Source organism: Bradyrhizobium sp. USDA 4011 (assembly GCF_054063415.1).
The window spans coordinates 3,573,382-3,597,409 of record NZ_JBSSGG010000001.1; the positions used below are offsets into that span (position 1 = coordinate 3,573,382).

General features: G+C 64.5%; 24 protein-coding genes. 14 read left to right on the plus strand and 10 right to left on the minus strand.

Going from position 1 to position 24,028, the window contains the following annotated elements:
* Positions 1-80 precede the first annotated feature (80 nt).
* The gene (locus ACVW1C_RS16705) at positions 81-587 is read right to left on the minus strand and encodes a hypothetical protein (RefSeq protein ID WP_456759359.1); all 507 of its coding nucleotides are present in this window, start codon (positions 585-587) and stop codon (positions 81-83) included.
* A 104-nt stretch (positions 588-691) separates the two neighbouring features.
* On the opposite strand from ACVW1C_RS16705, the gene ACVW1C_RS16710 reads away from it, so the two are divergent.
* Positions 692-1,837, plus strand: a complete 1,146-nt coding sequence (locus ACVW1C_RS16710; RefSeq protein WP_456759360.1) for an alpha/beta fold hydrolase — start codon at positions 692-694, stop codon at positions 1,835-1,837.
* A gap of 212 nt (positions 1,838-2,049) precedes the next feature.
* Complete coding sequence (locus tag ACVW1C_RS16715; protein ID WP_456759361.1) at positions 2,050-2,415, plus strand: hypothetical protein; 366 nt, start codon at positions 2,050-2,052, stop codon at positions 2,413-2,415.
* 78 nt (positions 2,416-2,493) lie between these two features.
* Here the strand turns inward: ACVW1C_RS16715 and ACVW1C_RS16720 are convergent, their stop codons facing one another.
* The gene (locus tag ACVW1C_RS16720; protein WP_456759362.1) at positions 2,494-3,216 is read right to left on the minus strand and encodes a hypothetical protein; all 723 of its coding nucleotides are present in this window, start codon (positions 3,214-3,216) and stop codon (positions 2,494-2,496) included.
* 166 nt (positions 3,217-3,382) lie between these two features.
* Here ACVW1C_RS16720 and mbfA point away from each other — a divergent pair, with 166 nt between their 5' ends.
* From mbfA to ACVW1C_RS16745, 5 genes are all read left to right on the plus strand, one after another.
* A complete protein-coding gene (mbfA, locus tag ACVW1C_RS16725) occupies positions 3,383-4,354 on the plus strand; it encodes an iron exporter MbfA (protein ID WP_456759363.1) in 972 nt (323 codons plus the stop codon).
* Between the two features lie 16 nt (positions 4,355-4,370).
* Positions 4,371-5,237: a hypothetical protein gene (locus ACVW1C_RS16730; protein ID WP_456759364.1), complete on the plus strand. Its 867-nt coding sequence runs from the start codon at positions 4,371-4,373 to the stop codon at positions 5,235-5,237.
* 36 nt (positions 5,238-5,273) lie between these two features.
* Positions 5,274-5,804 (plus strand): cytochrome b, encoded by a 531-nt coding sequence (locus ACVW1C_RS16735; RefSeq protein WP_456759365.1) that lies wholly within the window; start codon positions 5,274-5,276, stop codon positions 5,802-5,804.
* Positions 5,805-5,888: 84 nt separating this feature from the next.
* Entirely contained in the window at positions 5,889-7,361 is a 1,473-nt protein-coding gene (locus tag ACVW1C_RS16740; RefSeq protein ID WP_456759366.1) for an amidase, read from the plus strand.
* 115 nt (positions 7,362-7,476) lie between these two features.
* Entirely contained in the window at positions 7,477-7,830 is a 354-nt protein-coding gene (locus tag ACVW1C_RS16745; protein ID WP_212311766.1) for a nuclear transport factor 2 family protein, read from the plus strand.
* Between the two features lie 303 nt (positions 7,831-8,133).
* Here ACVW1C_RS16745 and ACVW1C_RS16750 read toward each other — a convergent pair whose 3' ends face one another.
* From ACVW1C_RS16750 to ACVW1C_RS16760, 3 genes are all read right to left on the minus strand, one after another.
* Entirely contained in the window at positions 8,134-9,174 is a 1,041-nt protein-coding gene (locus ACVW1C_RS16750) for an IS110 family RNA-guided transposase (protein WP_456759367.1), read from the minus strand.
* 176 nt (positions 9,175-9,350) lie between these two features.
* Positions 9,351-10,439, minus strand: a complete 1,089-nt coding sequence (locus ACVW1C_RS16755) for a Zn-dependent alcohol dehydrogenase (protein WP_092119616.1) — start codon at positions 10,437-10,439, stop codon at positions 9,351-9,353.
* A 190-nt stretch (positions 10,440-10,629) separates the two neighbouring features.
* Complete coding sequence (locus ACVW1C_RS16760) at positions 10,630-12,411, minus strand: acyl-CoA dehydrogenase family protein (protein ID WP_456763103.1); 1,782 nt, start codon at positions 12,409-12,411, stop codon at positions 10,630-10,632.
* Between the two features lie 71 nt (positions 12,412-12,482).
* Here ACVW1C_RS16760 and ACVW1C_RS16765 point away from each other — a divergent pair, with 71 nt between their 5' ends.
* A complete protein-coding gene (locus ACVW1C_RS16765; protein ID WP_456759368.1) occupies positions 12,483-13,184 on the plus strand; it encodes an SDR family NAD(P)-dependent oxidoreductase in 702 nt (233 codons plus the stop codon).
* Positions 13,185-13,345: 161 nt separating this feature from the next.
* Positions 13,346-14,176, plus strand: coding sequence for an enoyl-CoA hydratase (locus tag ACVW1C_RS16770; RefSeq protein WP_456759369.1), 831 nt, complete (start codon positions 13,346-13,348; stop codon positions 14,174-14,176).
* Between the two features lie 217 nt (positions 14,177-14,393).
* On the opposite strand, the gene ACVW1C_RS16775 is transcribed toward ACVW1C_RS16770, so the two are convergent.
* Both ACVW1C_RS16775 and ACVW1C_RS16780 read right to left on the minus strand, forming a co-directional pair.
* Positions 14,394-15,017 (minus strand): N-acetyltransferase family protein, encoded by a 624-nt coding sequence (locus tag ACVW1C_RS16775; protein ID WP_456759370.1) that lies wholly within the window; start codon positions 15,015-15,017, stop codon positions 14,394-14,396.
* Between the two features lie 70 nt (positions 15,018-15,087).
* Positions 15,088-15,291, minus strand: coding sequence for a DUF1127 domain-containing protein (locus ACVW1C_RS16780; protein WP_456759371.1), 204 nt, complete (start codon positions 15,289-15,291; stop codon positions 15,088-15,090).
* Positions 15,292-15,407: 116 nt separating this feature from the next.
* Here ACVW1C_RS16780 and ACVW1C_RS16785 point away from each other — a divergent pair, with 116 nt between their 5' ends.
* From ACVW1C_RS16785 to tcuB, 4 genes are all read left to right on the plus strand, one after another.
* Positions 15,408-16,307, plus strand: a complete 900-nt coding sequence (locus tag ACVW1C_RS16785; RefSeq protein WP_456759372.1) for a transcriptional regulator GcvA — start codon at positions 15,408-15,410, stop codon at positions 16,305-16,307.
* A gap of 176 nt (positions 16,308-16,483) precedes the next feature.
* Positions 16,484-17,809 (plus strand): tricarballylate/proton symporter TcuC, encoded by a 1,326-nt coding sequence (tcuC, locus tag ACVW1C_RS16790; RefSeq protein WP_456759373.1) that lies wholly within the window; start codon positions 16,484-16,486, stop codon positions 17,807-17,809.
* A 78-nt stretch (positions 17,810-17,887) separates the two neighbouring features.
* The gene (gene tcuA / locus ACVW1C_RS16795) at positions 17,888-19,288 is read left to right on the plus strand and encodes an FAD-dependent tricarballylate dehydrogenase TcuA (protein ID WP_456759374.1); all 1,401 of its coding nucleotides are present in this window, start codon (positions 17,888-17,890) and stop codon (positions 19,286-19,288) included.
* 16 nt (positions 19,289-19,304) lie between these two features.
* Entirely contained in the window at positions 19,305-20,408 is a 1,104-nt protein-coding gene (gene tcuB, locus ACVW1C_RS16800; RefSeq protein ID WP_456759375.1) for a tricarballylate utilization 4Fe-4S protein TcuB, read from the plus strand.
* 152 nt (positions 20,409-20,560) lie between these two features.
* Here the strand turns inward: tcuB and ACVW1C_RS16805 are convergent, their stop codons facing one another.
* From ACVW1C_RS16805 to ACVW1C_RS16815, 3 genes are read right to left on the minus strand one after another with little or no spacing between them, the layout of a single operon-like run.
* Complete coding sequence (locus tag ACVW1C_RS16805; protein WP_016846808.1) at positions 20,561-20,974, minus strand: Rieske (2Fe-2S) protein; 414 nt, start codon at positions 20,972-20,974, stop codon at positions 20,561-20,563.
* Between the two features lie 54 nt (positions 20,975-21,028).
* Positions 21,029-22,138, minus strand: a complete 1,110-nt coding sequence (locus ACVW1C_RS16810; RefSeq protein ID WP_456759376.1) for an amidohydrolase family protein — start codon at positions 22,136-22,138, stop codon at positions 21,029-21,031.
* A complete protein-coding gene (locus ACVW1C_RS16815; protein ID WP_456759377.1) occupies positions 22,135-23,211 on the minus strand; it encodes an amidohydrolase family protein in 1,077 nt (358 codons plus the stop codon). Before ACVW1C_RS16815 ends, ACVW1C_RS16810 begins: the two co-directional genes overlap by 4 nt.
* Before the next feature lie 173 nt (positions 23,212-23,384).
* On the opposite strand from ACVW1C_RS16815, the gene ACVW1C_RS16820 reads away from it, so the two are divergent.
* Positions 23,385-23,861, plus strand: a complete 477-nt coding sequence (locus tag ACVW1C_RS16820) for a CinA family protein (protein WP_456759378.1) — start codon at positions 23,385-23,387, stop codon at positions 23,859-23,861.
* The last annotated feature ends 167 nt before the right edge of the window (positions 23,862-24,028 follow it).

Sequence of the window (24,028 nt, forward strand, 5' to 3'; positions counted from 1 at the left end):
AGTCGTGCAGGCGATCCGCACCCGCGCTCCAGGAGGATGAAGAGCGCATGCGGGACGCCGCTCGCGCCCAACCCGCCGACCTACAAATCCTCGGCCGGTCCGCACGCCACCGACGCCGCGGCACGCAAATGCAGTTGGCCGTGCTTGCCCGATGCTGTGGTAGTCCACTGCGCATCGATCTGCTGAAAATCCCCCGACAGCTTGCCGCGATGGCTGCCGTCGGTCTCGAACGTCCCGTTGCCGTCGGGCGACCGTTCGAAGATCTCGACCTCGAGATCGGACAGCCGGATGAACATCTGCACGCCGATCCTGGTCACATGACGGCCGACCTCATACGAACCGCAGCCTCGGGCTTCCGCGTTCTGCTCGTTCAGGACCTGCACCTTGTCGAAGGTGATGACGACGTTCTGCACAGTGTTGTCGCCATCCCACAGGAATTCGCCGATATAGGCGCGCGGCAATTTTTCGGTGAGCTCCTTGATGTCGGCCGCGCGGACCGCGGACATCAGCATCAGGCCGGCGGCCACGATCATCACGCCAAGACGCGACATCCGGCCGGGCAGCTCTGCAATCCTCGCGTGGCGCATGCGGTATGCATCCCGTGGCCAAAGTTGCTATCGTGAATCGATGGCCGCCAGCATACAGCAAAATGCGCTGGTTGTGCGGCGAGGCCCAACAGGTGATCTGCACGATGGAAACGCTCCCCGACGTCCCACTGCCCGCCACCATCCGCTCGCGTTATGTCGACGGGATCAACGGCCTGCGCATGCATGTGCTGGAGGCGGGCTTCGAAACAGCCGGCCGTCCCTGCCTGCTGCTGCTGCACGGTTTTCCCGAGCTGGCGTTCTCCTGGCGCAAGGTGATGCCGAGGCTTGCCGCGGCCGGCTATCACGTGATCGCGCCGGACCAGCGCGGCTATGGCCGCACCACAGGCTGGAGCGCGGGGTATGACGGCGACCTCGCCCCCTTCCGCCTGCCCAATCTGGTGCGCGATGCGCTCGGGCTGGTGGCGGCGTTCGGCTACAAGCACGTCGATGCGGTGATCGGGCACGATTTCGGCTCGTCGATCGCGGCATGGTGCGCGCTGATCCGCCCCGACGTGTTCCGTGCGGTGGTGATGATGAGCGCGCCGTTCGCAGGGCCGCCGCCGCTGCCGTTCAACACGGCCAATGAGCCGGCGAAGCCCGCGACCGAAGACCCCGTGCATCGCGAGCTCGCCGCGCTGCCGAGGCCGCGCAAGCATTACCAGTGGTACTATTCGACGTATCAGGCCAACGACGACATGCATCGCGCGCCGCAGGGCGTGCACGACTTCCTGCGCGCTTACTATCATCACAAGAGCGCCGACTGGACCGGCAACAAGCCCTATCCGCTGCAGTCCTGGTCGGCGGGCGAACTGGCCAAACTGCCGACCTACTATGTGATGGACCTCGCCAAGGACATGGCCGCGACGGTCGCCGAGGAGATGCCGTCGCGCGAGGCGATCGCCGCCAACGCATGGCTACCGGACCACGAGCTGGCCTATTACAGCGCGGAGTATCAGCGCACGGGATTCCAGGGCGGGCTGCAATGGTATCGCTGCGGCACGTCAGGCGCGTTCACTCCGGAATTGCAGACCTGGAGCGGCCGCTGCATCGAACAACCATCCGCGTTCATCTCGGGCAAGCAGGATTGGGGCACCTATCAGCGGCCCGGCGTGTTCGAGACGATGCAGACCAGGGCCTGTACCAAAATGATCGGCTGCCACCTGATCGACGGAGCCGGCCACTGGGTGCAGCAGGAGCAGCCGGACGAAGTGAGCCGGCTGCTGCTGCAGTTCCTCGATCGCGCAAGCTAGAGCCACTTCGGTTCTGATCGAATCAGTCGCTCTAGATTCTTGTTTTGGCAGGTTTTCTTCGCGCGAACCGGCATCCGTCCCGCGTCAGATGCGGATGCCTGCCGCCACGATCCCGTCACAGGGCGTTAATGCGCGGTTCACGAAACATTGGGCAATGATTGGCGTTGCTAGAAACCGGCGCTCGGTCCGGCGACTTTTTGAGGAGAGCAAAGATGGATAAGAAAATCGCTGGACTTCTGGGAGCGGTGGCCGCGTTCGGCGCGGTCGGTGCCGCCGAAGCTGCGCCTGGGCCGAACCCGGCCGACGTTCTGCAGGCGAACTCATACGCGGACCTGTTGGAGCCGATCTCGAACGCCTCCGCAAAGCTGCAGGCGCTCGACGAGGCTGCGCCCGCTCCGGTCCGCGAGAACGTGCAGCTTGCACAGTACTACCACCACCATCACCACCACCATCATCACGGCTACTATCGCCGCGGCTACTACGAGCGCCCGGTCATCGTGGTGCCGCGCTATCGGCGCTACCACCATCACCATCATCACCACCATCATCATCACAGCTTCTACCGTCGCGATTACTGAGCGATCGCGCCCGATCGGCGATACCACAACGGGGCCCGCGGGCCCCGTTGTTTTGTCAACTATGATGCGGCATCTCGCTCAATCGTTGCGCGCCTTCTCCTTTGCGGCGCGGTGCAGATGGCGATATGTGCCGTCGAACACCGTGTCCGATGACGACGTCCATTCCGTTCCGGCGGCCAGTTTGGGCCGATTGTTGTAGATGCGGCGCGCCTGCAATTCGCGTTCGGCGGCCTCCTCCTCGCCCATCTGCTCGAGCTGAAAGTTCGCTTCCTCGGGAATCACGATGATCTGGGCGAACGGCTCGTTCGGCCGGAAAATGTGAGTGCGCCCTTCCGCCGGCGCCTTGAACACCGTGAAGAACATCATCGGCCACCAATTGCGCACGAGCGCCGGAACGGCGATCGGCACGGTGTCGGAGCGATCGGTGTAGAAGCGCGGATGCGGTTCGGTACGGATCGCCATGCCCTTCTCGACCTTGAGATCGAGCAATATCTGATAGGTGTAGAACGCGTCGCCGAAATTCCGGAACGGCGGCCACTGCACGCCGCTGTCCGGCGGCTCACCCCAATCGGCGTCGAGTTGTAGCCTTCCGTCCTTCGTGGTGACGCGCAGCTCGAAATCATAGGGATAGAACAGCTCGATCCCGTATTGCGCGCCTTCCGAGAACGGCACGCAATGCCAGACCTGCTCGCGCGAACCATCGCTGCGCGGCTCACGGTTGCCGGCCCAGCCCGGAATCTCGAGTTTCGTCCGCCGCGGCGCCAGTCGCGCGTCGTTCAGGCGGAATTTGACGGTGTCCATGGCATCCTCTCGTGCACAGCAGGAACTCGAACGGACGTAGCACAGCCTGGTTCCCCTGATCTTGATCACGAACGGGCAGAGACGCACCCATCCAGGATTGACCTCGGACTGACGAACAAATATTAGAATTATTCTAATTCTAAACTCTGAAAACAAGGCGTCTGCCGTGAAGAATTTCGCCGATCTGACCGAGCGCGAGGTGCTGGCGGTCGCGATTGCCTCCGAGGAGGAGGACAGCCGCATCTACATGTCCTTCGCCGAGGACCTCGCCGATCGTTATCCCGATACCGCAAAGATCTTCGAGGAAATGGCGGAGGAAGAGCGCGGCCATCGCCACCGTCTGCTGGAGACCTACGAGCAGCGCTTCGGCCCCCATCTGCCGCCGATCCGGCGCGAGGACGTCAAAGGCTTTCTGCGCCGGCGTCCGATCTGGCTGACCAAGAACCTGCCGCTCGACACCATCCGCAAGGAAGTCGAGACCATGGAACTGGAGGCCGAGCGCTTCTATGCCAAGGCGGCAGAAAAGGCTGAGGATACCGGCGTACGCCGGCTGCTCGGCGATCTCGCCGAAGAGGAGAAGGGCCACGAGAAACTCGCGGTCAAGCTGACCGGCGACATCCTCAAGCCAGATGTGCGCGCAGAGGAAGACCGCACGCGGCGGCGGATGTTCGTGCTGCAATATGTGCAGCCGGGCCTCGCCGGACTGATGGACGGCTCGGTCTCGACCTTGGCGCCGCTGTTCGCCGCCGCCTTCGCCACCCATCACAACTGGCAGACGTTTCTGGTCGGCCTCGCCGCCTCGATCGGCGCCGGCATCAGCATGGGCTTTGCCGAAGCGCTGTCCGACGACGGCTCGCTGACCGGGCGCGGCTCGCCCTGGCTGCGCGGCATCACCTGCGGATTGATGACGACACTCGGCGGCCTCGGCCACACCATTCCCTATCTGGTGCCCGATGCCTGGCCGAACGCATTCTGGATCGCGACCGCGATCGCCGGGATCGTGGTGTTCTTCGAGTTGTGGGCGATCGCCTTCATCCGCTCGCGCTATATGGACACGCCGTTCCTGCAGGCGGTATTCCAGATCGTGCTCGGCGGCGCGATCGTGCTCGCGGTCGGCATCCTGATCGGCGCGGCGTAGGACGGCGAGGCTCCCGATGCGATCCCGGCACCAATGTAGAGATCTAGCCAGCGCGGTGCTGATTGCGCTCGGCGCGGTCGGATACAGCAGCCATGCGCGGGCGACCGATGAGATCCAGGTCTACAATGCCGGCATTGCGGCAGTCGGCCAGCTCACCGTCGAGCAGCATCTCAACTATGTCGGCATCGGCCAGAAGGACCCGCCGTTTCCCGGCGGCTTTCCCTCCAACCACAGCCTTAACGGCACGCCGGAATTTGCCTATGGCATGACGGATTGGTGGGAGCTCGGGCTCTATCTGCCGTTTGCCGTGCAGGACCGGCAATTCCTGTCCAATGCATTCAAGCTGCGCACGCTGTTCGTCTCGCCGAACGCCGACAAGCGCAACCTGTTCTACGGCATCAATTTCGAGCTGAGCTACGAGATGCCGAAGTTCGCGCAGACCCGCTGGGGCTTGGAGATCCGGCCGATCATCGGCGTGCGCAACGCGGACTATGAATTCATCGTCAACCCGATCGTCGATGTCGGCTTCGGCAGATATGGCGAGGCGGATTTCGCGCCGGCCGCGCGCGTGGCGCGCAAGCTGAAGGACGATGTGTATGTCGGCCTCGAATACTATGCCGATTTCGGCAAGATCGGCGCCTTCAGCCCGCTCGCCGAGCAGCAGCACACATTGTTCGCGGTGACCGACTTCAAGGTGGGTGATGTCGACATCGACTTCGGCGTCGGCTACGGCCTGACGCGGGCATCCGACCGGCTCGTGGTCAAGACCATCATCGAATACGCCTTCCCGGTGCCCGGGACCAAGGAGAGCAGCGAGCGCGCCAGCGCGAGCGGCCCCATCAATCCGATGGCGCATCTGTCGGCGCGCAGCACGCCGTATTAGATTGGCTCGACAATCTCAGAAACGGCTCGAAAGTTTATGACCGGTCGCCTGCATTACGGCACCACCGCGAAGCTGCTGCATTGGGTGATCGTCGCCCTGCTGGCGGTGCAATACCCGATCGGCTGGCTGATGCCGGACATTCATCGCGGTCAGGCTCCCGGCGCCGCCATGACGTTCCATATTTCCCTCGGCATCGTCATCCTTGCGCTCATCGTGCTGCGGTTCATCTGGCGGCTGACGCACCCGGTCGCGCCGGAAAGCTCGCTGCCTGCGTGGCAACGGCTGAGCTCGGAAGCCGTGCACTGGATGCTCTATGTTCTCGTGCTGGCAACGACCATCAGCGGCTGGCTGTTTGCATCGTTTCGCGGCTGGACCGTCTCGTTCTTCTACGTGATGCCGCTGCCGATGCTGGTCTCGGACAATACAGCGGCCGGCAAGGCGATCGACGGCCTGCATCAGGCTGCAGAATGGTCTCTGCTGGTGCTGATCTGCCTCCACGTCGCGACCGCGCTGGTGCACTCGCTGATCTACCGCGACCGCGTCATGCAGCGCATGCTTCCGGGCTAGGCGGCCAGCGCAATTGCGATCAAGCCGGTCTTGCCCGCCCGTTCCATTCTGCGCATGATCGCCGCCAGAACAAGGGAGCACGCTGTGGCCAAATCGCAATGGAGTTTCAAGACCGCCGTCGAACTGTCGGAGGCGCTGCGCAACAGGCAGGTCTCGGCCGTCGAACTAGCGGAAGACGCGATCGGCCGCATCGAGCGCCATGACGGCAAGATCAACGCAGTTTGCGTGCGCGATTTCGAGCGGGGCCTCGCTGCTGCCCGCGCTGCCGATGCCGCGATCGCGCGCGGCGAGCACAGACCGCTGCTCGGCATTCCCATGACGGTGAAGGAATCCTTCAACGTCGCGGGATTGCCGACGACCTGGGGCTTCCTGCCGCAAAAGGACTTCGTGCCGGCGGAAGACGCGCTCTCGATCACGCGGGTAAAGGACGCCGGCGCCGTCATCCTCGGCAAGACCAACGTGCCGGTCGGCCTCGCCGACTGGCAGAGCTACAACGAGATCTACGGCACCACCAACAACCCTTACGACCTCGGCCGCACGCCGGGCGGCTCCTCCGGCGGATCGTCGGCGGCGCTTGCCGCGGGCTACGGCGCATTGTCGCTCGGCTCCGACATCGGCGGCTCGCTGCGCGTGCCGGGATTCCACTGCGGCATCTATGCGCACAAGCCGACCTTCGCGCTGCTGCCGTCGCGTGGTCACACCCCGCCGCCGCTGCCGCCCCTGCCGTTCGATCGCGACCTGTCCGTGATCGGCCCGATGGCGCGCGGCGCGGCCGACCTCGCACTCGTGCTCGACGTGATGGCCGGTCCCGATCCGCTCGAAGCGGGCAAGGCGTACCGGCTGGACCTGCCGGCGGCGCGCCACACCGCCCTGAAGGATTTCCGCGTCCTCGTGATCGACAGCGATCCGGTGCTGCCGACCGACAAGGTGATCCGCGGAAGCATCGACAAGCTCGCGAGCAATCTCGACAAGGCCGGCGCGAAGGTGTCTCGCTCGAGCCCGCTGCTGCCGGACTTCGCCGCGTCCTCGCGGCTTTACATGCGGATCCTGCTGTCGTTCCTTGGGGCGACCTTCCCGCCGGAGGTCTATGCCGGCGCCTGCGCGGCGGCAGCTGCGCTGCCGGCCAGCGACACCAGCCTGCAAGCCGAGCGCCTGCGCGGCATCGCGCTCAGCCATCGCGACTGGGTGATCGCCGACGGCGGCCGCGCCCGGCTGCGCGCGCAATGGCGCGAGCTGTTCAAGTCGTTCGACGCCGTGATCTGCCCGATCATGCCGACGCCGGCCTATCCGCACGATCATTCGCCCGACCAGGAGCAGCGGCGAATTTTGATCGACGGCGAGCCGCATGTGTATACCGACCAGCTCGCCTGGCCCGGCATCGCCACCCTGCCGGGCCTGCCCTCCACCGCGATCCCGACCGGCTTTGCGCCCGACGGATTGCCGGTCGGCGTGCAGATCGTCGGCCCGATGCTGGAAGACCGCACGCCGCTGAAGCTCGCCGAGCTGATCGAGCGCGAGTTCGGCGGCTTCTTGCCGCCGAAGATGTTTGATGACTAGGTGAGTTGCTGTCGTCATTGCGAGGAGCGAAGCGACGAAGCAATCCATATATCAGCGAGCACGGCGATGGATTGCTTCGCTGCGCTCGCAATGAGGAACAACTGGGAGGACACCAATGAGCAAGGACCTCGAAGAGCTCACGAAGCTCAACAAGGACTACGTCGACTCGGTTCAGAACTGCGACGTCAAGCGCTTCGATGAAATCCTGGCGCAGGACTTCTATTGCACCAATCCCGACAAGAGCCTGGTCGACCGCGCCGCCTTCCTGAAGCAGACGGCGATCCCGGTGAAGATCAAGGGGCTGAAGGCCGAGGACGTCAAAATCCGCATCCTCGGCGATTTCGCCATCATCCACGCCCAGACCAGCTACACCGGCGCGGACGGTGAGCCCGCGCACGGCCGCTACACCGACTGCTGGGCGAGGCAGAACGGCAAATGGCTCGCGGTGTCCGCCCACGTCGCGCGGTGAACCCGATCACAACCTCGATCGGCGCCCCGGCGAATGCCGGGACCCATATGTGGACGGCCCCCGTGGCACAAGAGCTTTCTGGGATTGATCGGATCGCTTGCATCCATATGTCCGGCCTGTTGAGTGCGATCGAATGAATCGCTGGCCAAGCTGGTTTGCGCGATGCGAGTTCCAAACAACCACGCGACCTGTTGACGGCCGATGGGTCCCACGGATTGTCTCGCATCGTTGCTCGATCGATCGCTCCATCTGCTCTTGCAGCTCCGGTCGGTCGGCGAGCGAGCCCGCCGGCCGGCCAATCTGTTAAGCGGTACCCGTCGTAGCGGCATTCAGCCGTGCGGCGTCATAACTCTCACCCGTCACCATCAGCTTCCAGGCGATGCGCGCCACCTTGTTGGCAAGCGCTACGGCCGCAAGCTTCGGCGGCTTGCGCTTGATCAGCGCCAGTAGCCAGCGCGAGTGATGACCGCGTCCGCGCCTGGCCTGCTGGATCACCGCCGTGGCCCCGACGACCAGCAGACGGCGCAGGTCCTCATCGCCCGCCCGCGTGATCTTGCCAAGCCTGGTCTTGCCTGCGGTGGAGTGGTCCTTGGGCGTGAGGCCGAGCCAAGCCGCAAAGTGACGACCTGAGCGGAACGCGGCCGGATCAGGTGTCTTCATCACCAGCATCGTTGCAATGATCGGACCGATCGACGGAATCTGCGCCAGGCGCCGGCCCGTGGCATCGCCGCGGTGCCAGGCCATCAGCTTGGCCTCAACCGCCTCCAACTCGTCCTCGAGCCTGACGCACTCCCGGCCCAGCATGGCAAACAGCTCGCGCGCCAGAGCGGGAAGCGTCTCGTCCTGCGCGATCCGCGCCAGCAGCGGTTCGATCGCCTCCAGCCCCTTGGGCGCGATCAGGCCATACTCCGCCGCATGGCCGCGGATCGTGTTGGTCAATTGGGTGCGCCGGGCGATCAGTCCGTCGCGGACCCCCATCAGCATCAGCGCAGCCTGCTGCTCGGCGCTTTTCACCGGCACAAAGCGCATGCTCGGCCGGCTCATCGCCTCACACAGGCCTTCTGCGTCTCGCCCGTCATTCTTGTTCCGCATCACGTAGGGCTTCACCAATTGCGGTGCCATCAGCTTCACCTCATGGCCCAGCCTGGAAAGCTCTCGCGCCCAATATTGCGACGCCCCGCAGGCCTCCATCCCGATCACCGTCGGCGGCAATTTGGCGAAGAACTCCAGCACGAGTTTGCGCGAAAGCTTCTTGCGTAAGACCGGCTGCTCGGACGCATCAACCCCATGCAGCACAAAAATATGCTTCGACGTATCCATCCCAATGCGGATAATCTGGTTCACGGACGGCTCCCATGTCTGAGATTTGCAACAACCTCATTCTGGCACACTGATGCCGTAGGGGGCCGTCCACACCATCAACCACCGCTACCGGTGGTGAGCAAAGAAAGTCGTCCATCGCCGTGCCCAAAGCACGGCCGCGGCGTATGGGTCCCGGCTTTCGCCGGGACGACATAACCTCAACTATCGAACATGATCACGCTGCGCAGCGTCTTGCCGGCCTTCATGTTGGCAAAGCCCTCGTTGATCTCGCTGAGCTTCAGCTTGGCCGAGATCCAGTCCTCCAGATGCAGCTTGCCGCGCATGTAGAAGTCGACGAGGCGCGGCATGTCGACGCGGAAGTGGTTGGAGCCCATCGACGAGCCCTGGATGCGGCGCTCGCGCAGGAAGTCGAAGCCGTGCAGCTCGATCTTCTGGCCGAACGGGATCATGCCGACGATGGTCGCGGTGCCGCCCGCCGCCAGCATGGCGAAGGCCTGCTCGGCGGTCTCCTTGCGGCCGAGCACCTCGAAGGAATGATGCACGCCGCCGCCGGTGAGCTCGCGCACCTGCTGGACCACGTCGCCGCGCGCGGGATCGACGATGTCGGTGGCCCCTAGCTTGGTCGCCAGCTGCAGCTTCGCCGGATTGGTGTCGATCGCGATGATACGGCCGGCACCGGCAATCTGCGCGCCGTTGATCGCGGCCATGCCGACGCCGCCGCAGCCGATCACAGCCACGGTCTCGCCCGCGGTGACCTTCGCGGTGTTCACCACGGCGCCATAGCCGGTGATGACGCCGCAGCCGATCAGCGCGGCGAGATCGAGCGGCATCTCCTTCTTGATCTTCACGATCGCGTTCTCGTGCACCAGCATCTGCTCGGCGAACGACGACAGGTTGAGGAACTGGTTGAGCTTTTCCTTCCTGCCCCACGACAGGCGGTTGGAGGCGCCGGGCAGCATCTTCACCGTGGTGTCGGTGCACAGCACGGTGCGGCCGGTGGTGCAATTGTCGCAGGTGCCGCAGAACACCGAGAGGCAGGTGACGACGTGATCGCCGGGCTTCACGTAATTGACGTCTGAGCCGACCTTCTCGACCACGCCGGCCGATTCATGGCCGAGCACCGCGGGCAGCGGATGCGGATAGAGGCCTTCCATGAAATGCAGGTCGGAATGGCAGAGGCCCGCGACCGCGGTGCGGATCAGGACCTCGCGCGGCCCCGGATTGGGCACGCTGACATCCTCGATCACCAGCGGCTGATTGACTTCATGCAGGACGGCGGCCTTCATCGGAATTTCCTCTCGTGTTTTTTGTACGCTCTCCACCTCTCCCAACGGGAGAGGTCGGAGCGCATCGAAGATGCGGTCCGGGTGAGGGGTTCAGGTCTATCGATAGAGCGCAACCCCTCACCCGGATCGCTGGCGCGATCCGACCTCTCCCGATGGGAGAGGTGAGACTGCGCGAGCGGCCACGGCGAGCCTACGCTGCGATGAGCAATTCGCCAACCTCGGCCATGCCGATTGCGCGATCGCCGAGCAGGTGCTCGGTCATCCTGCGCTGAACGGTATTTTCCGTAAGCCGGAACGGATCGCCCGGCATCACGCGATGCTCGATCACCATCCGCGACAGCAGCAGCCGGCGCGCGTCGCCGCGCATCTCGTGGATACGTCCGCCCTCCCATGCCAGCGCCACGGCGCTTGCGACATGATAGAGCAGGCTGGTGGCGCGCCGCGCATCGCCCTCATTGTCGATGCGGCTCGCGACCTCGCGCGCAAACCCGACCGCACGATCGCTGAGATCGCGCAGCCGGTTGCGCCAGGCTTGCGGGACATTCGGGCTGTCGTCGAGCCGCGCATGTAGATCGGCGGCGAGCGCATTGTCGGCGCCATGGCGCCCGACCGCGCGCTTCAGCGCATCGATCGCGACGATGTTGCCGGTGCCTTCCCAGATCGAACCGAGATGCGCATCGCGCAGCAGCCGCGGCGTGACGAATTCCTCGATGTAGCCGATGCCGCCGCGCATCTCCATCGCGTCGCCGCAGACCTTGCGGGCGTCGCGGGTGGCGCGGAATTTCAAAGTCGGCGTCAGGATGCGGAGCAGCGCCGCGGCGTCCTGGCTGCCGGCCTCGGCGCGGTCGAGCGCATCGGCGGTCAAAAAGCTCATCGACAGCGCCTGCTCGGTCGGCAGCATGATCTTCATCAGCTGGCGCCGCGCCAGCGGCAGGTCGATGATCCGTTGGCCGAACACCACACGGCCCTTCGCGACCGTGATCGCATCGTGCCAGGCACGGCGCATCAGCGCGGTCGACTTCACGCCGTTGGAGAGCCGCGACGAATTCACCATCTCGGCCATCTGCACGAAGCCGCGGTCGAGCTTGCCGACGGCGTACGCGATCGCACCGTCGAGCTTGATCTCGCCCGAGGCCATCGAGCGGGTGCCGAGCTTGTCCTTGAGGCGCACGATCCGGTAGTGGTTCTGCGAGCCGTCGTCGAGGAAACGCGGCATCAGGAACAGGCCGACACCTTTGGTGCCCGGCCCCGCGCCTTCGGGGCGCGCCAGCAGCATCACCACCTTGGCATCGGCATTCGAGCAGAACCACTTCTCGCCATAGAGCCGCCAGTGGTCGCCCTCCTGCACCGCGCGCGTGGTCAGCGTGCCGACGTCGGAGCCGCCTTCTTTCTCGGTCATGAACTGACCGCCCTGCGTCAGCTTGCTCATGTCGGTCTGGGTCAGGCCGTCGAGATATTTCGCCTTCAACGCCTCGCTGCCGAAATTCGCCAGCAGCTTTGCGCACCCGTCGGTGACGTTGATCGGACAGCCCATGCCGAATTCGGTCTGGTTGAACAGGAAGGTGAAGGCGTGCTTGGCCACCACGGGATATTTGTCGGGCCAGCCCATGATGCCCTTGCGGATCGACAGCGCATGAATGCCGAACTCGCCGAACGCGGCCTTCTCGATCTCGCGATAGGCCGGATGATATTCGATGGTTTGCACGTCGCGGCCGAACTTGTCGCGCTGGTGCAGCACCGGCGTATGCCGGTCGGCAAGCCGCGCGCACTCGTCGAGAGTGCCGCCGGCCAATCCGCCGAGCCGGTCGAGATGCGGCTCGATGTGGCGGAACAACGCCTCGGGCAGATGCAGCTTCAGAAGATCGGTCAGCGCGGGATCGGCCCGGTAGAAGTTCATTCCCGTCGTGTCGGGCGCGAGCAGGCCCGGCTGGCTGGCGGATGGCGTTTTCGGATCCTGCTTGTGCGGCTGCATTGAATTCCCGGTTGCGGTGCTCATTTGTTTGGGCACGACTATCCTCCTCCGGCCGAGCAAAGGAAAGCCCAATGGATATTCCGAAGTACAAGATCGCCCTGATCGTCGGCGCCGGCGAGGGCCTCAGCGCCTCGCTGACGCGGGTATTTTCGCGGGAGGGAATTCGCGTGGCACTGGGCGCGCGCAGCATCGAGAAGCTCGGTGCGCTCTGCACGGAAACCGGCGCGCGCGCCTATGCTTGCGACGCCACCAAGGCGGAAGATGTCGAGCGTCTGTTCGGCCTGGTCGAGCGCGAGATCGGAACACCCGACCTCGTGGTCTATAACGCCTCCGGGCGCTCGCGCGGACCCTTCGTTGAACTCGTTCCCTCCGAGGTCGAGCAAGCGATCGCGGTCTCGGCGTTCGGCGGCTTCCTGGTGGCGCAGGAGGCGGCGAAGCGGATGGTCCCTAACAAGAAGGGCGCGATCCTGTTCACCGGCGCCTCCGCCAGCGTCAAGGGCTATGCGCAATCGGCGCCGTTCGCGATGGGCAAGTTCGCATTGCGCGGGCTGGCGCAGAGCATGGCGCGCGAATTGTCGCCGCAGGGCATCCATGTCGCGCATTTCGTGATCGACGGCGGCATCCGCAGCGCCGCGCGCGCCGAGCCCGCCGACCGCCCGGATTCGATGCTCGATCCCGACGCGATCGCGTTGAGCTACTGGAACGTGCTGCAGCAGCCGCGCAGCGCCTGGACCTGGGAGCTGGAATTGCGGCCCTGGGTTGAGAAGTTTTGAGATGACGGAGATCATCTCTAAGGCGTAGGCTGGCCCGAGCACCGATCCTGATGGTCATTGCGAGGAGCGAAGCGACGAAGCAATCCATTTCTCCATTCGCGGCGGCATGGATTGCTTCGCTGCGCTCGCAATGACGACAACAATTGACCCGCGGAGGAACCATGACCCACGAAATCAAGATCGAGACCGGCACCGACGAACTGCTCTGCGTGATCCGCGACCGCGTCGCCGTCATCACGCTGAACCGTCCGGACGCCCGCAATTCGCTGTCGGACACGCTGACGCCGGCGCTGCGCACGATGATCCGCACCTGCGGCGAGAACCCCGAGGTCGGCGTGCTGCTCGTCACCGGCGCCGGCAAGGCGTTCTGCGCCGGCGGCAATGTCAAGGGCATGGGCGCCAATCGCGACCCGAAGAAGCTCGAAATGTCCTATGAGGACAAGGTCGCCGACCTGCAGGAGCGCCAGCGCCTGCTCACCGGCGCGCTCGCCTCGGTGCGCAAGCCGACCATCGCAGCACTGCCCGGCCCGGCGGTAGGCGCCGGCCTTGCGATCGCGATGGCCTGCGACCTCCGGATCGCGGCGCAATCCGCCTTCATCTCGACCGGTTATCTGCGCGTGGCGCTGAGCGGCGACTACGGCATGGCCTGGCTGTTGACGCGCCTGGTCGGCACCTCGCGCGCCCGCGAGCTGATGTTCACGTCCGAGAAGGTCGATGCCGCAAGATGCGAGCAGATCGGTCTCGTCAACCGCGTGGTACCGGACGAGACGCTGCAGGACGAGGCGTTCGCGCTGGCGAAGTCGATGGCCGAAGGCCCGACCCTGGCGCTGCGCTACATGAAGGACAATCTCGACGAGGCGCTGCAATTCGACTTCGCCAGCGCGCGCGACCACGAGGCCGAGCGGCTGATCCGCCTCACCACGACGGCGGATCACAAGGAGGCGGTGCAGGCCTTCATCGAGAAGCGCAAGCCGGTGTTCCGCGGGAATTGAGGGGCGACCACACGATCTCTTCTCCTTCCCCTGAAAGGGGGAAGGTCGGGATGGGGGTCCAGCGACACGCACGGTTACTCGTGGAGGGAGCCGATCCCCACCCGCTTTGCTCTGGCGAGCAAAGCGACCTCCCCTTTTCAAGGGGAGGTCAGGGCAAGCGCGGCAGTGCAAAAGAAAAGGGCCCGGTTCTGGAGGGGCCAGAACCGGGCCTAGTCAGTCAAACCGCAAGCGAGGACATCGTGGCCGAGCGGGAAGTGGCGGCGAGCCGCCAGCTGGCACAGGGAATGTCTTGCGGTTCGACGTGGATCTCTTTCGCAAAGCGCACCAGCTTCCAATCGCCGGGGCTTGTAGTGAAGGCGTAGCCGGACTTGCGGGCGAGACCGATCATCGTCGCGTTGGAACGTAACGTGTCGCCGAAGATGCGCTCAGCTCCGAAAGACGCCGCGCGGCATTCGAGATTCTTCAGCAGCGCCTTGCCAATGCCGTGGCCCTGCCACCGGTCATCGATCGACAGGCCGAACTCGACGCTCGACGTATCGGCATGGAAGGCGTAGCGGGCTTCGCCGACGATGGTCTCAAAGCCATCGACCAGCATCGTCGCGACCACCGTGAACCGGTCAGCCTCGCCGACGTGAATAAAACGCTCGAGCTCCATCTTTGGCAGCTCGCTCAGTGCACCCAGGAAGCGGTTGTAACGGGACCCGGCGGAGAGCGAGCGGATGTAATTCTGCAGCTCTTCGCGGTCGCGCGGCTCGACGAAGCGCACCTTGATCTCGCTCCCGTTCTTGGCGCGCAGCACGTCAGAATATTGCTTGAGATCGTCGAGATGCAGCGCAGTCATGACACGCTCCTCGGGTGAAGGAATTGGCCGGCGCCCCCCGGTCGAGGCAGCGCCGGCGAAGGCGTCCTTGTCAGGCCCGCCAGAACGGCTTGTCGGTCTCGAAAACGATGTCGCTGCGGGACATGCCGAAGTCGTGCAGGTCGCGCTCGGTCCACTGCGACAGCTCGCGGCGGCGCTCGTAGCGATCCCACCAGACATGCAGCGTGTCGCTGACCTGGTTCAGCAACCCAGGCGTATGATGATTTGTCATCGATTCGTGGGTGAAAATGGACATCTGCGGCTCCTATCGGTAACCTGTTGGCGGTAATATCTGAGCTATTCGGCCCGTTCACAAACGACACTTTGTACCGATTCGCATGAATTAAAATCATGCATTGGAGGCCATCTGACATGACCAGCCGCCTGCCTTCGTTGAACGGCCTGAGGGCGTTCGAGGCCGCCGCGCGGCACATGAGCTTCACGGTCGCGGCGTCCGAACTGAACGTGACGCAGACCGCGATCAGCCATCAGATCCGGCGCCTCGAGGAAGAGCTCGGCATCCGTCTGTTCGTCCGCCAGAACCGCTCGTTGAGCCTGACGCCGGAGGCCGCCGAATACCTTCCCGGCGTCCGCGCAGCCTTCAATGACCTCAGGCTCGCGACCGACCGCCTGCTGCGCCGGGACGACGATCACGTGCTGACCGTCTCGACGCTGGCATCGCTCGCCGCCAAATGGCTGCTGCCGCGGCTGTCGGCATTCCAGGAGGCGCATTCCGGCATCGATGTCCGCATCACCACCTCGACCAGTCTGGTCGACTTCCAGCGCGACAAGGTAGACGCGGCGATCCGCTATGGCCGCGGACAATGGGCGGGCCTGCGCGCGGACTGGCTGATGGCGGACGAGCTGTTTCCGGTGTGCAGCCCGTCGCTGCTGGATGGAACCAGGCCGCTCAAATGCCCCGAAGATCTCAGGGACCATGTGCTGCTGCACACCAGCAACGCCAACAGCGACGACTGGCGGCTGTGGCTGACCGCGGCCGGACTGCCGACCGACATTTCCAAGCAGCCGGGCGTGACCTTCGACCTGCTGTTCGTGACGATCCAGGCCGCGATCGACGGCATCGGCATCGCGATGGGCCGCACCTCCTATGTTCAGGACGACATCGCCAAGGGTCGTCTCGTGGTTCCCTTCAAGATCGCGCTGCCGGCGGACGCCGGCTTCTATCTGGTCACGCCGCAAGGACGCGCCGATTCCCCGAAGCTTTCTGCGTTCCGCTCCTGGCTCGGCGCTGCGGCACATACGACGACTTGATGCGGCGCACGCGGCATCAGCAAATTCCCACCTACGGCTTTTTTCCCATAGCGCCGGCGCGATTTCAGGTTGGTCGCGCCGGACAGCCGTGCCAAATTGCCGCATATGGCAGTTAACTGCCTTGGCCGGCGACACAATTTGCGCCGGCCGTTTTGTCACGGGGAGGAAAGGGCGTTATGTCGCAGTCGAGTTCATCGCAAGTCCCGCAGATCAAGTCGCGTCTCGGCGCCATCCTGCGCGCGACCAGCGGCAATTTCCTCGAGCAATTCGACTTCTTCCTGTTCGGCTTCTATGCGCAGGACATCGCGAAGGCGTTCTTCCCCGCCCAGAACGAGACCGCGGCGCTGCTCAATGCGTATGGCGTGTTCTGGCTCGGCGCGCTGATGCGTCCCGTGGGCGCGGTCGTGCTCGGCTCCTACATCGATCGCATCGGCCGCCGCCAGGGCCTGATCGTGACGCTCACGCTGATGGCGCTTGGCACGGTGGTGATCGCCTTCTGCCCGTCCTACGCGTCGATCGGCATCGCCGCAACGATCATCGTGCTGATTGGCCGGCTGATCCAGGGCTTCTCCGCCGGCGTCGAACTGGGCGGCGTCTCCGTTTATCTTTCCGAGATCGCGACGCCCGGCAATCGGGGATTCTACACCTCGTTTCAATCCTCCAGTCAGCAGGTTGCCATCTTTGTTGCAGCCGTGATCGGCTTCGTCCTGAGAGAGGCGATCCCCGGCGACACTTTCCTGGATGCGATCGGCGGCGTCGCCAAATGGCGCATCCCGTTCTTCATTGGATGCCTCATCATTCCCGTGATCTTCATATTGCGGCGTTCGCTCGAGGAAACGCCGGCCTTCCTGGCCATGAAAAAGCATCCGACGGCGAGCGAAGTGTTCGCCTCGGCGATCGAGAACTGGCGCATCGTCATTCTCGGCATGATGATCGCGGTTCTGACCACCACGACGTTCTATTTCATCACGGTGTATGCGCCCGGCTTCGGCAAGGAGCTGCATCTTTCAGCCTCCGGGACGCTGTTGGTGACCCTGCTCGTTGCGGTGACGAATTTCATCTGGAATCCGGTCGGCGGCGCGCTGTCCGACCGGATCGGCCGCAAGCCGGTGCTGATCGCGATCGCGAGCCTGTCGTTCGTGACCGCCTACCCGGCACTGTCGTGGCTCTCGCATGAGCCCACGCTCGGAAAGCTGCTGGCCGTGCAGATGATGTTCTCGTTCTACTTTGGCGTCTACAGCGGCACGATGCTGGGATGCCTGGTCGAGATCGTGCCGGCGCATGTCCGCACCACCTGCTTCTCGATCGCGTTCGCGTTGGCGGCGGGCATCTTCGGCACATCGACCCCCTTTGTCGCAACCAAGCTGATCGCCATGACCGGCCAGGACAAGGCCTCGCCTGCCTACTGGCTCATGTTCGGCGCTGTTCTCGGCATCATCGCCGCACTGATCGTCTATCGTGGCGGCCAGACCATCGAGCAGCGCAAGACGGTCACGGCCTGATATTCCGCATCGCGGCCGGGGGATCAGGTATCCGTCCGGCCGTGTTGCTTTCCATGCCAACAACGATAACAAGAGCGCATGGTTGATCTGACGCGCAGGTTCGACGTGCTGGTGATCGGCGGCGGCAACGCCGCGCTCTGCGCTGCGATCAGCGCACGGCGCGCCGGCGCCTCCGTGCTGGTGCTGGAGGGCGCCCCGAAATTCTACCGCGGCGGCAACACCCGCCACACCCGCAACATGCGCTGCGCCCATGACGCGGCGACCGAGATCCTCACCGGCCCCTACACCGAGGAGGAATTCTGGAAGGATTTGCTGCTGGTGACCGGCGGCCAGACCGACGAGGAACTGGCACGCTTCATGATCCACGAGTCCAAGGACATCCTGAACTGGATCGTCGAACAGGGCGTGCGCTGGCAGCCCTCGCTCGGCGGCACGCTGAGCCTCGGCCGCACCAACTCGTTCTTCCTCGGCGGCGGCCGCGCGATGCTGAACGCGCTCTATCGCACCGCCGAGGAGCTCGGCATCGACGTCCTCTACGACGCCGAGGTGATCGATCTCAAGATCGAGGACGGCATGTTCCTGTCGGCGCAGCTGAAGCAGCCGGTCGGCGGCAAGACCGAGGTGCGCGCCTCGACGCTGGTCGCGGCCGCCGGCGGCTTCGAGGCCAATATCGAATGGCTGAAGGAATATTGGGGCGAGGCCGCCGACAATTTCCTGATCCGCGGTACGCCCTATAACCGCGGCGCGATCCTGAAGATGCTGCTCGCCAAGGGCGTCCAGGAGATCGGCGATCCGACGCAATGCCATGCAGTGGCGATCGATGCCCGTGCGCCGAAATTCGACGGCGGCATCATCACCCGCCACGACTCGGTCGTGTTCGGCATCGTCGTCAACAAGCATGCCGAGCGGTTCTACGACGAAGGCGAGGACATCTGGCCAAAGCGCTACGCGATCTGGGGCCGCCTGGTCGCCGCGCAGCCGGACCAGATCGCCTACATCATCTTCGACTCCACCGTCGTGACGAGCTTCATGCCGACGCTGTTTCCGCCGATCGCGGGCGCGACGATTGCCGAACTCGCCGGCAAGCTGGAGCTCGATGCGTCAGCGCTGGAAAGGACCATCACCGATTTCAACGCCGCGGTGCAGCCCGGCACGTTCGACCACACCATCCTCGACGACTGCCGCACCCAAGGCATCACGCCGGCGAAGACGCATTGGGCGCGCAGGATCGAGACGGCGCCCTATCTCGCTTATCCGGTGCGGCCGGGCATCACCTTCACCTATCTCGGCACCCGCGTGAACAAGCAGTCGCGGATGCTGATGAAGGACGGCAAGCCGTCGGCCAACATGTTCGCCGCCGGCGAGATCATGGCCGGCAACGTGCTCGGCAAGGGCTACGCCGCCGGCATCGGCATGACCATCGGCAGCGTGTTCGGCCGCGTCGCCGGGCGGGAAGCGGCGAAGAATGCGCGGAACTGAGGACGGGACTGGCGCGATGCACGGGACAAGGATCTTGCAGGAAGCCGACCGTCTGATGACGGTGTGCAATTCCTGCCGCTATTGCGAAGGCCTGTGCGCGGTATTTCCCGCGATGGAGATGCGCCGCGCCTTCTCCGACGGCGACCTCAACTATCTCGCCAATCTGTGCCATGCCTGCGGCGCCTGCTACACCGACTGCCAGTTCTCGCCACCGCACGAGTTCAACGTCAATGTCCCGAAGACGCTGGCGGTGGCACGCGCGGAATCCTACGCCGCCTGTGCCTGGCCGCGCGCATTTGCCGGCGCGTTCGCGCGTAACGGCCTCGTCATCAGCCTGATCGCCGCGCTCAGCGTCGCCGCGTTCATCTTCGGCTTCGCCGCGATCAACGACCGCGGCGTGCTTTATGGCACCCACACCGGGCCCGGTGCGTTCTACAAACTGATGCCGCATAATGCGATGGCGCTGCTGTTCGGCGCCGCCCTGCTCTATGCGATCCTCGCGCTGGTGATGGGCGTGCGCGCATTCTGGCGCGCGATCGGCGAGCCCGTCGGCATGAAAACGGACGCGAAGTCGCTGTTGCAGGCGGTCCGCGACGCCGGCGAGCTGCGCTATCTCGACGGCGGCGGCGTCGGCTGCTTCAACGAGGACGACCACCCGACCGACCGCCGCAAGCTGTATCACCACTTCACCTTCTACGGCTTCATGCTGTGCTTCGCCGCGACCTGCGTCGGCACGCTGTACCACTATCTGCTGGCGCGCGAAGCGCCCTATGCGTGGTGGGACCTGCCGGTCGTGCTCGGCACGCTCGGTGGCATTGGCCTCGTGGTCGGCCCGATCGGGCTCTTTTCAGAGAAATGGAAGCGCGACCGCGTGCTGGTCGACGAGCAGCAGATGGGCATGGACACCGCGTTCATCCTGATGCTGTTCCTGACCAGCATCACCGGCCTTGCCTTGCTGCTGTGGCGCGAGAGCGCCGCGATGGGCCCGCTGCTGGCGCTGCATCTCGGCGTGGTGTTCGCGCTGTTCATCACCATGCCCTACGGAAAATTCGTGCACGGCATCTACCGCTTCGTCGCTCTGATGCGCTACGCGCGCGAACGGCAGATGATGGCGGAATAAGCGCAGGGTGGATTGCGCTACGCCGGCTCACCCGCATCCTTGTCATTCCGGGATGCGCCGAAGGCGCAGGGCTGGAATCCATCGAGCCGGAGAACAAGCGGTGGAATGGATTCCGGGCTCGCCGCTTCGGGGCGCCCCGGAATGACGGATGGTCAGAGATCCACGACGACGTAGTCGCTTTCGACCGCGACCTTGATGGTCTCGGCGACATACGGCCCCTTCACCACATTGGTGCCCGGCTCGACACTGACGGGATAGGCGCGCACGCGGAAGCGGCGCGGGTCGCAATAGGACTGGCCGGTGCGGATATCGAATTCCCAGCCGTGCCAGGGACAGCGCAGGATCTCGCCGAGCTTGGTGTATTCGATCTCGCCGGGGTCTGACGACGAGGCGAGCCCGATCAGCGGCCCCTCGCACAGCGCCGCGCCCTGATGCGGGCAGCGGTTCAGCAGCCCGAAGAACTCGCCCTTGACGTTGAAGACGGCGATCGGCCGTCCGTCGATCTCGAGGAATTTTCGCGACCCCGGCGGCAGCTCGTCCACCGGGGCGATCACATGACGCGCCATCTAGTTGTTCTCACACATGATCTGATTCGGAAAACCGGTTCCCACTTTTCCGGATCATGCGATACCGTAAAGCTGCTTCGCATTGTCGAGATAGAACGCCTGGCGATTGGCATCGCTGACGCCGGCCGGCAGCACGCGCGACGGCTCGTCATAGTCCCAATGCGGGTAATCGGTCGCGAACAGCAGCTTGTCCCAGCCGATCCACTCGATGGTCTGGAACAGGTGGTCGCGGCTCTCCGGGTCCTCCATCGGCTGCGTCGTCCACCAGATGTGATCGCGGATATACTCCGATGGCTTGCGCTTCAGATGCGGCACCTCGGCGTGCAGCCGCGCAAACACCTTGTCGAGCCGCCACGCCAGCGACGGCGCCCAGCCGAACCCGGCCTCGACCATCACCATCTTCAGTTTCGGAAAGCGTTCGAACACGCCCTCGAGCACGAGGCTCGCCAGCGCGGTCTGCTGGCATTGCGAATGGCCGACCATCTCCTCGATGTAATAGCTCGGCCAGCCCGACGCGGTGATCGGGTTGCCGCCGAAGCCGAAGGCGTGCACGCCGATCGGAAGGCCGGCCTCCTGCGCCGCCTCATAGATCGGCCAGTAACGGCGCTGGCCGAGCGGCTCGACATTGCGGCTCAGCAGCAGCACCTGGACGAAATTCGTATCGCCTGCGCGCCTGCGGATTTCGGCCGCGGCCGACACGCCGTCCTCATTGGCGACAACGACCGAGCCCTTCAGGCGGGAGTCCTTGCTGGTCCATTTCTCGATCTGCCAGTCGTTGATCGCAGAGCAGATCGCGGCGGCGAGATCCTGGTTGCGGATGCCCTGCCCGGTGTTGAGCGGGTTGAGCACGCCGAGCACGACATTGTTCGGGTCGAGATGCTGCTTCTGCATGAACGACAGCGACGAGCCCTGCGGGCCCCCTTCCGGCGGATAGGCATCGCGGCGCGAGGCATTCGGCTGCGCCTTCGGATAGGGCGGGCCTTCCATCATGCCCTGATAGGGATGGACGCTGAAGGTCTCGAGATGGCTGTGCCAGCGCTTGGCCAGATAAGGATGCAGCTCGTCCTTGGTCGCGCGCGCCGGATGGATGTCGCAATCGGCGATCGCAGTCTTGGTGCCAGTTGACGCAGCCGCCTCGGGACGTTCCCGAATCTGGATGTTCATGGCGTCGTCTCCTTCACCTGCAAGCGCGCATATGTCGCGTGCGGATTGTCGATCATGATCTTGCGGACCAGGTCCTGCGACAGCCCCTTCGGCAGCACCTCGTCGCCGTCGAACTGCCAATGCGGATAGTCGGTCGAGAATAGGATCAATTCGTCCGACTGCATATGGTCGAACAGCCGGTTCAGCGTGTCGCCGTCCGGCGGCGCGTCGACCGGCTGCAGCGAGAAACGGATGTTGCTGCGCACAATCTCCAGCGGCGCGCGGTCGACCCACGGCGTCTCCATGCGCACGCCGCGCCAGAACTTGTGCAGCCGCCACAGGAACGGCGGCAGCCAGGTGAAGCCGGACTCCAGCATCACCATTTTCAGGCTCGGATGCCGCGCGAACACGCCCTCGACGATCAGGCTGGTGAGCTGGGTCTGGAACGCCTGCGCCTGCGCGACATAGTCCTCGATGTGATAGGAGCCCCAGCCGACCGAGGTCGGCGGGTTGTGATAGGCGCTGCCGGCATGGATGCCGATCGGCAGGCCGAGCCGTTCGGCCGCGGCGTAGATCGGCCAATAGTGACGCTTGCCGAGCGGCATGTCGCCCATCACGAGCATCAGCACCTGCACGAAGCGCTTGTCCTGCGCGCAGCGCTCGATTTCGGCGACCGCCTTGTCGATGCTCTGCACGGGGATCACGATCGAGCCGCGCAGGCGATCGTCCTTGTCGAGCCACTCCTTGACCAGCCAGTCGTTCAGCGCGCGACAGAAGGCATCGGCCATGTCCTCGGAGAACACCATCTGCACGCCATAGAGCGGATTGCAGATGCCGGTGGCGGTGCCGAACCGGTCGAGCGCCTGGCGCTGCATGTCGGCAAGGCTCGAACCCGGCTTGCCCTGGGCGGGACGCCAGTCCGGCCGCGAGGCGATCGGCGAATTGGTCGGATAGGATTGCGAGATCAGGTCGGTCATGCCGCGCGTCGTCACCTGGTCGCGCCAGTAGTCGTTCATATACGGCAGCAGGCTGGTGAGGTGAGGCACGGCGGGATGCAGATCGCAATCCACGCCGCCCGCGATCGGCAACGTCATGGTGTTTCCTCCGGCGCACGCTCTCACGACAACTTGTCGGGCGCCGCTTGGTTGTTGTCCGATATTCAATCAGGCCGGGCTGCGGTCCGCAACTCGGCAGGGGCCGGTGTGGTGTGCTAGGAAGGCAGAACGCCCTACAGGATTTTCATGGCAAGCAACGAGAAAGAGCGCCGATGAACGCACTCATATCCATCGCCGAACAGGTCGCCGCGAAGCTGATCGCGAACAAGCAGACGATTGCGGTCGCGGAATCATCGACGGGCGGACTGATCTCGGCATCGCTGCTCGCAGTCCCCGGCGCATCGGCCTATTTCCTCGGCGGCGGCGTGATCTACACCCGCGATGCACGGCGCGCGCTGATGGACATTCCCGACGATGCCATGCGCGGCCTCCGCTCGTCGTCGGAGCCCTATGCGCAGCTGCTGGCACGCCGGATCCGCGAGCGCCTCTCGACCGATTGGGGATTGTCGGAAACCGGCGCCGCCGGCCCGACCGGCAACCGTTACGGCGATGCCGCCGGCCACAGCTGCATGGCGGTCGCAGGCCCTCGGCAACAGGTGATCACGCTGGAAACCGCCAGCGGCGACCGCCAGGCCAACATGCAGGCGTTCGCGAAGGCGGCGCTGGAGCTGTTGTTGAAGAATCTGTGATTGCCCCCGGTGTCGTCCCGGGCAAGCAAAGCGCGACCCGGGACCCAACCACAACTGCCGGCGTTAAAGAACGCTGGGGCCACAGCCGTGCGCAGCAATGATCGACGGTGGTTGGGTCCCTGCTTTCGCAGGGACGACATGGGAAGGAGCTTGCAATCTAACGAAGA

Coding starts and splice junctions, on each gene's coding strand:
- ACVW1C_RS16705 (WP_456759359.1), bottom strand. CDS start 587: ATGCGCCACGCGAGGATTGCAGAGCTGCCCGGCCGGATGTCGCGTCTT.
- ACVW1C_RS16710 (WP_456759360.1), top strand. CDS start 692: ATGGAAACGCTCCCCGACGTCCCACTGCCCGCCACCATCCGCTCGCGT.
- ACVW1C_RS16715 (WP_456759361.1), top strand. CDS start 2,050: ATGGATAAGAAAATCGCTGGACTTCTGGGAGCGGTGGCCGCGTTCGGC.
- ACVW1C_RS16720 (WP_456759362.1), bottom strand. CDS start 3,216: ATGGACACCGTCAAATTCCGCCTGAACGACGCGCGACTGGCGCCGCGG.
- ACVW1C_RS16730 (WP_456759364.1), top strand. CDS start 4,371: ATGCGATCCCGGCACCAATGTAGAGATCTAGCCAGCGCGGTGCTGATT.
- ACVW1C_RS16735 (WP_456759365.1), top strand. CDS start 5,274: ATGACCGGTCGCCTGCATTACGGCACCACCGCGAAGCTGCTGCATTGG.
- ACVW1C_RS16745 (WP_212311766.1), top strand. CDS start 7,477: ATGAGCAAGGACCTCGAAGAGCTCACGAAGCTCAACAAGGACTACGTC.
- ACVW1C_RS16755 (WP_092119616.1), bottom strand. CDS start 10,439: ATGAAGGCCGCCGTCCTGCATGAAGTCAATCAGCCGCTGGTGATCGAG.
- ACVW1C_RS16760 (WP_456763103.1), bottom strand. CDS start 12,411: ATGCAGCCGCACAAGCAGGATCCGAAAACGCCATCCGCCAGCCAGCCG.
- ACVW1C_RS16765 (WP_456759368.1), top strand. CDS start 12,483: ATGGATATTCCGAAGTACAAGATCGCCCTGATCGTCGGCGCCGGCGAG.
- ACVW1C_RS16770 (WP_456759369.1), top strand. CDS start 13,346: ATGACCCACGAAATCAAGATCGAGACCGGCACCGACGAACTGCTCTGC.
- ACVW1C_RS16775 (WP_456759370.1), bottom strand. CDS start 15,017: ATGACTGCGCTGCATCTCGACGATCTCAAGCAATATTCTGACGTGCTG.
- ACVW1C_RS16780 (WP_456759371.1), bottom strand. CDS start 15,291: ATGTCCATTTTCACCCACGAATCGATGACAAATCATCATACGCCTGGG.
- ACVW1C_RS16785 (WP_456759372.1), top strand. CDS start 15,408: ATGACCAGCCGCCTGCCTTCGTTGAACGGCCTGAGGGCGTTCGAGGCC.
- tcuC (WP_456759373.1), top strand. CDS start 16,484: ATGTCGCAGTCGAGTTCATCGCAAGTCCCGCAGATCAAGTCGCGTCTC.
- tcuA (WP_456759374.1), top strand. CDS start 17,888: ATGGTTGATCTGACGCGCAGGTTCGACGTGCTGGTGATCGGCGGCGGC.
- tcuB (WP_456759375.1), top strand. CDS start 19,305: ATGCACGGGACAAGGATCTTGCAGGAAGCCGACCGTCTGATGACGGTG.
- ACVW1C_RS16805 (WP_016846808.1), bottom strand. CDS start 20,974: ATGGCGCGTCATGTGATCGCCCCGGTGGACGAGCTGCCGCCGGGGTCG.
- ACVW1C_RS16810 (WP_456759376.1), bottom strand. CDS start 22,138: ATGAACATCCAGATTCGGGAACGTCCCGAGGCGGCTGCGTCAACTGGC.
- ACVW1C_RS16815 (WP_456759377.1), bottom strand. CDS start 23,211: ATGACGTTGCCGATCGCGGGCGGCGTGGATTGCGATCTGCATCCCGCC.
- ACVW1C_RS16820 (WP_456759378.1), top strand. CDS start 23,385: ATGAACGCACTCATATCCATCGCCGAACAGGTCGCCGCGAAGCTGATC.